The sequence below is a fragment of the Streptomyces lushanensis genome, assembly GCF_001700515.1.
Classification (GTDB): domain Bacteria; phylum Actinomycetota; class Actinomycetes; order Streptomycetales; family Streptomycetaceae; genus Streptomyces; species Streptomyces lushanensis.
The window spans coordinates 1-6,259 of sequence record NZ_MAUD01000194.1 but is presented as its reverse complement, the minus strand read 5'-3'; the positions used below and the strand labels follow the sequence as shown (position 1 = coordinate 6,259).

The window sequence follows — 6,259 nt, the reverse complement described above, 5'->3', positions numbered from 1 at the left end:
ATCGCCGGTACGGCCGCCGCCAGCGCCGGGGAGTGGTGCCGTACCCCGATCAGATACGGCTCCCGGCACCCCGCGAGCCCGTTCAGCGCGTCCGGGACGGCCTCGTCGCCCCGACGGCCGCCCCCGCCGCCGGCCCGCCCGGTCCCGTCGTCCCGCTCAGCCCAGCTCATGGCGCAGCTCCCACAGCGTCCGCCACAGCGGAGCGCCTGCCTCCGCCCGGCGCCGTACCGGACCGTCCCAGTACCCCAGCAGCCGCGCGTGGTCCGCCGGATCGTCCTTGCGCACCGTGCCGAGCAGATGGCCCGGCAGCGTACGGACGACATCCCGGCCGTCGCCGAGATACGCCGCGCCGAGCCCCATCGACGTGGCCACCTGGACCGCCTCCGCCGTGGACATCACGGTGGAAGGACGCTCGATCTCCCAGCCCTCCGCGCTCCGGCCCGTCCGCAGATCCCGGAACGCGGTGACCAGCGCTTCGAGCACCGTGTCGTCCACCGAGAACGTGGCCCCGCCCCGCACCAGCGCCGCCGTCGCCTGGCCGCGCACCAGTGCCGTCTCCGCGTCGAGGTCGTCGATCGGACCGACCGTCTCGAAGTTGAGCCGCCGCTTGAGGGCGGCGGACATCTCGGAGACGCCCTTGTCCCTGAGGTTGGCGGTGGCGATCAGGGTGAAGCCGGGCACCGCGTGCACCGTGCCGTCCCCGTCCTCCCCGCCCGCCAGCTCGGGCACCGACATCCGGCGCTCGGAGAGAAGCGAGACCAGCGAGTCCTGGACCTCGGGCAGACAGCGGGTCACCTCCTCGATCCGGGCGACCGCGCCGCGCGTCATGGCCGTCAGGACCGGAGAGGGCACCAGGGCCTCCCGGCTCGGTCCCTTGGCGAGCAGCATCGCGTAGTTCCAGCCGTAGCGGAGCTGGTCCTCCGTGGTGCCCGCGGTGCCCTGCACGGTGAGTGTGCTGGTGCCGCACACCGCGGCCGACAGCAGCTCGGAGAGCATCGACTTGGCGGTGCCCGGCTCACCGACGAGCAGCAGCCCGCGCTCGCCCGCCAGTGTCACCACACACCGCTCCACCAGGGCACGGTCACCCACGAACTTCCGTGAGATCACGAGCTGTCCGCCGTCCGGCGCCCGCAGCGGTTCGCCGTCCGTGCCGCAGACGAAGAGCACCACCGCACGGGGCGTCAGCCGCCAGCTCGGCGGCCTGGGGCCGTTGTCGTACGACTCCAGAAACGCCAGCTCCGCCGCGTAACGGTCCTCCGGCAGCTCAAGCTGCCGCTCCGGCCGCCCCTGCGCCGTCTTCTTCGCGCCCATGCCCGCTCCCACGCCCATGCCCGTTCCCCTGCCCGGTCCCGTCCTCGTCGTCATCGCCGTCCTCCTCGGACGCTCCGGCCCTGGAACTCCTCGAACCCCGGCGCGTCCCCCTCGACGACCCGGCGCCACGCGGCTTCGAACTGCGCCGGCACCGGCCGGTCCGGCACCACGAAGCCCGGCCGGTCCCAGGGCAGCAGCGCCGTCTTCCAGTTCTCCGACGGCAGGCGAGGTGTCTGCTGCTCCAGCCAGCCGCCGGGCAGGAAGAGCGTCCGGCCCGCCCGCGCGCGCTTGGCCTCCACCACCAGATCGGTGGCGGCCAGTTCGCCCCGCGCCTTCTTCAGCCGGGCCTGCCTCCAGCCCGTCCAGGCGACCTGCTGACGGTCGGTCGGATCGGGCAGCGCGAGCAGCATCAGATACAGCGCCGCCGCGTCCTCGGAGAGTCCGAACCGCTCCGCCGCCTCGCCCACCAGCTCCGGCACGCTGTGCAGCGGGTTCTGCGGTGCTCCCGGAGGGCCGTCCGCCGTGACCAGCTCCATGAACTCCTCGCTCAGCAGCGCCCGCAGCGCCTCCAGCGCGGGAGCCGGCCCCGCCGTCGCCGTCAGCAGCCGCAGATCGGGATGGTCGGAACCGCCCCCGTCCGCCCTGTCCTCACTCACCGAGCCCGAGCCCGAGTCCGAGCCTGAGTCCGTGCCCCCGCCCCCGTCCCCGGCACCGGCCGTCGGCAGCAGGGCCGCCGGCCGTACCCAGACCGAGTCCCAGTCCTGTCCGTACCGCGTCGGCGTCAGTACCAGCGCCGACGACAGCTCGACGATCTCCTTCTCGCCGCCGCCGCGCGTCGGCGCCAGTCCGAAGGCCTCGCGCAGCCGCGGTGACACGGCGTCATACGCGAAGTCCCGGCTGACGCCCAGATCGAGCAGCAGCCCGGGATCGGCCAGCCGCTCCCGCAGCCTCCGCACCGTCCGCGGCAGGACCGCCCGCAGCGGATCGCCGTACGGCAGCCGGTACGCGAGCCAGCGCAGCGCGCCGACCGTGTCGTCGAGCCTGGATCCGGTCAGCGCCAGACGCGGATCCGCCGTCTTCAGCTCGCCGTCGACCAACCGCTGCTCGGTGCGGCCCGTGAGCCAGGGCTGACACTCGGGATTGAGCGCGTCAGCCACGGCGGTGCCGCCGCCCAACTCGGCCACCATCGGACGGATGAGCGAGTCGGGAGTGGGCCGCCGCCTGCCGCGTATCGCCGTCCAGGCGCTCACCAGCGGTTCCGGCGCGAAGCCCGTGGTCCACAGATCCGCCACCCGCGCCGGATCGGCCGGCAGCAGCAGAGCGGTGAACGCCTGCCGCTCCTCGACACTCAGCGCCATGAGCGTGGCCACTCCCTCCCGCGCCTCGGCCTTCTTCGCGCCCAGCGGCTCCAGATACTCCACGGAGACCGTGCCGGGGGAGTGATAGCCGGTCAGGCCCGGCGAACCGAGCTGGAACAGGGCGCCCGCCACCGGAGTGATCCCGACCTGTTCCGCGAAGTCCACCGCCTGCTCCGGCCGGTAGGGCAGCGGTCCGCGCTCCCGCACCAGCTCCAGCAGCCGCCGCACCGCCGGCGCCCGTAGCGGATCGCCCGCCGTGCCCAGCACCTCGGACTCGACAACCACGCTGTCGTCCCAGCCGCCGAAGACGCCGGCCGGGTCGTACTCGACGCCGTGCCAGTACGTCTCCTTCTCCTCGTACCGCAGCCTGCCGAGGATCAGCAACCGCCGGTCTCCCGCGTGCCGTACCTCTCCGGCGCGCCTGTCCTCGGGCTCTCCGGCGGTCTTCAGCTCCACCGCCCGCAGCCGCCCGCGCGGATCGATCAGCAGCGCGTCACCCTCGCTCTCCACGGCCAGCGCCGATTCGAGGAACTCCACGAGGGCCGCGCGGTGTTCGTCGGAGACGGCGGGCGACGCTGCGCGCACCGCGAGCGCCGCCGTCCCGGCTCCGCACGCCGTCACCCATACCTCCCCGCGGTCCTTGAGGACCGTCCGGCCCGGGACCGCGTCCGGCGCGAGCACCGTGGACAGCAGCCGGACCTGGTCGACGATCGTCGTACTGTCCTGCGCCGACGAAAAGTAGGAGTACCGGTGGACCGACCGGAGGAAGCCGTCGCACGCCCTCTTCAGGGTCACGTCCCTGGCGTGCCGGACCTCCGGCTCCCGCGGCCCGTCGGAGCCCTGCCGCCCGCGCGCGTACCGTTCGGCGAGCGTGTCGATCCGCTTGGCGTGGCGCGCCGCCTCGGCGACCATCCCGGCCACGCCCGCCACCAGCCCCGGATGGGTGATCTCCGGCAGGAGCCGGCGAACGGCCGCCTCCGCGTCCGTGCCTTCGGCGACGGCGGCCAGCAGCTCCCGGGCGTCCGTCTCGGTCACCGTGCGCAGCGCGGCCGAACCCCGCTCGTCCCGTGGCCGCAGCGCGTGCCAGTGGGCCAGCGGCGCCACGAGCGGCGTGCCCGCCGCGTACGTGCCGCCACGGTCGCCCCCCTCCACCTCGGCGAGCTGGACGCCCTCGGCGTCGTACAGCGCGACGGAGGCCGAGAAGCCACGTGTCTCCCGCGGATGCAGCACGGCGCCGCCCGGCAGCCGCAGCGGCGGTACGGGAAGGCCGCTGTTGAGATGTTCGAGGCCGGCGCGCGGCGGCACCGGCACGGCGGGACTGCGGCTGCCGTCCACCGAACAGGCCGTGAGCGTCCGCTCCTGGGGGTCGTACGTCACCCACCAGCCGAGCAGCCCGTCCTTCGTGCCGAACGGCGAGGACTCCAGACCGGGCTGTACGGGAAGCAGCCGGCAGGCCTGCTCCAGCAGCCGTACGCCGCTGCCGGCCGGCGCCGAGTCCAGGGCCGAGTCGAAGAAGGCGGGCACCGAGACCCGGCCCCGGCGGGCCGACCCCGGGTCGTACTCCCACCACTGGTTCTCATGCAGCACCCACACGGAGATACCGTCGGAGGCCACCTGGCGGTGCTCCCCGGCGAACGAGGTGTCTCCCGCGTACACCGGCCGGCCGCCGTGGCAGCGACCACCGTCGGACAGTTCGAGCGAGGGCACCTGGGCGTCGGTCCAGTGGTCGTGCAACTGGCCCGTCGGCTTGAACACCTCGCTCGGACGGCCCGACCACAGGGCCCGCCGGTCCTCGCCGAGTCCATTGGCGATCAGCCACTGGCCACCGGTGTAACGGACCGTGATGGTGTCCCAGGTCTGGACCGACTTGGCGGGCAGGGGCAGTGTGCGCTGGTCGATCACGGCCGACGGCCCGACCGCCGCGACCTGGGCGTCAATCCGGACGAGCAGGGCCGGCCAGGCGTCCCTGACGCGGTACCACCTCTCGCTCTGGTAGCCGTAACGCTGCCCCGAACCCTGCGGGCCGACCTTTCCGAGTCCCGGCAGCGCCTCCTCCAGCGCGGGCCAGCCCAGCTCGTCCAGGACGCCCGTCCGCAGCGTCCTCGCCAGGGCCGGAGCGGGCGAGACCGCCGTGATCCGCGCCACCGCCCCGGGCGCCGTGGCCAGCACGGACGGCGAGGAGAACCGGGACAGGCGCGTCAGCAGACCGTGCAGCGCGGGCAGTCCGAAGGGCCGCGCGAGATCCTCGGCCCGGTCGTCGAGCCAGCCCACGAGGGCGCCGCGCAGCGCGGGATGGGCGACGACGGCGTGGAGCAGCCGCTCCGCGGCGTCGCCCTGCTCGGCGAGCCGCTCCACACCCGCACGGACGAGCCGGGCGAACTGCGGATCGGAGGCCAGCGCCACAAGATCGCGGCGTCCGTCCTGTTCATCGCCGAGCCACTCGTCCAGATCCAGATTCCCGGCGTCCTCCGCGGGACCGTCGACCGGCACGCCCCAGGCCAGACAGGCGTCCAGCAGATCCAGGTCGGCCGTGACACGCCGGCCGTAGCCGCCGAGCAGCCGCACCGGTGTGCCGTCGGCCACCAGCCGCTCCACCAGCCGCTCCACCAGGGCCAGTTCTGCGGGCAGCCGCTTGGAGCCGCGCCAGCCGCGCTGCCGGTGCCTGGCCCACGAGGACACCCACTCGGCGGCCGGGACCGTACCGTCCACCAGCAGGCCGACCGCCCCGCACTCGTCCAGCAGGGCCAGCCAGGAGGCGTCGAACTCCTCCTGATGGTCGCCGCCCGTGGCAGGCAGCAGCTCCAGCAGCCGCACCCGCACCGCGCGGTCCTCGGCCGCCACCGCCCGCAGAGCGGGCAGCGCCGACTTCCAGAAGCTCGCCGCCGCGCGGTTCATCGGTCCGGTGTGGATGATCTCCGCGAGCAGCGCGCGCTCCTCGGCCGCCGCGTCCAGGCCGGCGCTCTTCGCGAGGCGCCGCAGATCCTCCAGCATGCCCGCGTACGGGGCGAGTCCGGCCGCGCAGCGCTCCAGCGAGACCGCCTTGAACTGGCCGTACGCCTCCTCGGCCGACAGCCGGTCCGTCAGTCCCTTGGCGTGCTCGCGCAGGGCCTTGCCGGACAGCGCGCCGGCCCCGGCGAACTCCAGGAAGACCTCCCGCAGCCGCTCCTCGTCCACCGCCAGCGCGTGCCGCTGCTCGGCCGCCCGCGCCTTGCCGAAGAACACGGACGCCTGCTGACGGGACTCGACGGCCAGGAAGAGCCGCGCCACCTGTTCGTAGAAGGTGGGCAGGAAGTGGGGTACGGAACGGTCCAGCCGCTCGCCGATCTCGTCGAAGCCCTCCTTCGCCAAGCCCGGTTTGGTGGCGACCTGCCGGGTGAGCCGCTCCATCTCCTTGACCACGGCGAGCGCGTGATGGCCGTTGTCCGGATCGTGGACGAGCGCCCAGGCGGGGAAGCCGAGCGACTGCCGCTTGACCCTGCCGACCTCGACCGCCTCGGCCGCGCCGAACCCCAGATACTCCAGGGCGAGATCCTCCGCCGCCCCGATCGCGCCGGGCACCAGCCGGACCACGGCGCGATCGGGGCGGCGGA

At 74.0% G+C, this 6,259-nt stretch carries 2 protein-coding genes; both read right to left on the bottom strand.

Translation table 11 applies throughout. The annotated features are described in order from the left end of the window. Positions 1-156 precede the first annotated feature (156 nt). Entirely contained in the window at positions 157-1,329 is a 1,173-nt protein-coding gene (locus BFF77_RS17425; RefSeq protein WP_066950404.1) for an ATP-binding protein, read from the bottom strand. Positions 1,330-1,361: 32 nt separating this feature from the next. Beyond that, complete coding sequence (locus tag BFF77_RS35675) at positions 1,362-6,239, bottom strand: hypothetical protein (protein ID WP_066950400.1); 4,878 nt, start codon at positions 6,237-6,239, stop codon at positions 1,362-1,364. Positions 6,240-6,259 lie beyond the last annotated feature (20 nt).

Excerpts from the sequence above, each read along its gene's own strand:
- BFF77_RS17425 (WP_066950404.1), bottom strand. The coding sequence starts at position 1,329 with ATGGGCGTGGGAGCGGGCATGGGCGCGAAGAAGACGGCGCAGGGGCGG.